The sequence below is a fragment of the Asticcacaulis sp. YBE204 genome, from assembly GCF_000495855.1.
Classification (GTDB): domain Bacteria; phylum Pseudomonadota; class Alphaproteobacteria; order Caulobacterales; family Caulobacteraceae; genus Asticcacaulis.
In genome coordinates, this window is the sequence record NZ_AWGF01000030.1 from 1 (window position 1) to 1,156 (window position 1,156).

2 protein-coding genes are annotated in these 1,156 nt (G+C 57.9%); both read right to left on the reverse strand.

Annotated features, from left to right (window positions below):
* The coding region (locus AEYBE204_RS39160; protein ID WP_023464146.1) for a P2 family phage major capsid protein at positions 1-515 on the reverse strand (515 nt) is incomplete at its 3' end.
* A gap of 42 nt (positions 516-557) precedes the next feature.
* Positions 558-1,156: GPO family capsid scaffolding protein (locus tag AEYBE204_RS39165; protein WP_023464147.1), on the reverse strand; the 599-nt coding region annotated here is incomplete at its 5' end.

Below are 1,156 nucleotides of genomic sequence, written 5' to 3' on the forward strand. Positions count from 1 at the left end.
AACCAGCCCGGCGCAATGTCCTGCAGCAGCGGGAACTTGACGCGGTTGGAGGTTTTGGCGCGGTGCGTACCGTTAAAGCCGATCATGATGCGGTCGAGCGCCTGACGTTTCACAATCGCATCGCGTAAGCGGGTCTGGAAATCCTGATAACGCGCCCACAGGTCGAGGGTGTTGTAGCGGATGTGGAAATCGTAGTTCACCTGCTGGCAGAAATAGTCATCGCTGTCCAGCGTGGCAAAGTCGGCCGTTTCGCGTTCATCGCCGCCGGCGGTGTCGGTGGTGCTGGCGATGGAGCCGCTCACACCTAAACCGACTTTCTCTCCCTTCATTTCCTTAACCGGCAGGATATTGATGCGGGTCAGAAACGTGGAGGAATCCTGTACGCGGGTCATGATGGTTTGCGTAACGGACGGCTCAACGCTGAATTTTTTATCCAGATCGCCGGTAGCGACGCCATTCAGTTCGGCAAGGCGGGACAAAAAAGCATTAAATTTAAAACGAGTTTGCTTGCGCATTTTTCTTCCTGTTTTTGTTCGGTTTTATCGGGTGTGACTGCCTTAGCAGTCGGTCAGCACGTCTTGCGCGCTGTTGCCGCCAGTGGCATCCGGGCGCGCCTGCTGGCTGAAATCTTCCGAGGTGGAAAGCTGGGCTTGCAGCGCGCTGAACGCATCGCTGCCGGTTTTTACCTGTTGCTTGAGGTCGGCAACCTGCTCGCTCAGTGCAGCGAATTTCTCGGTAAAGCGGGTGTCCGCTTCCTGCAACTGCTCGGCCACGGTCATCACGGCGCCTTCCATCTCGCCAAAGCGCACATCGTCGGTAGTTTGCTTGCGGCTAAACATCGCTTTGATGCGGGCAGAGAATGAGGCTTCCGGGTCAGCGACCGGCTCAAAATCGAAATGGACTTCCAGCGGCGCGGAGAACTCGACGTTCTCGTGGCGGCGGCTGAACTCCAGCATGTCAGTACCGAGGCTCGCCGGGTCATCGGTGACGGCCAACCCGACCAGATACGACTTGCCGGTCTTGGCGAAATCGCGGCGGATCTCCATCGAGGTGAAAACTTTTTGGCCCGCGCCAACCATCGACACCAGATCAGCGGTCGGGGCCAGACTGGCATACAGCGCCCATTTGCCGTGCAACAGCGGTTCGTCCGGCTCGT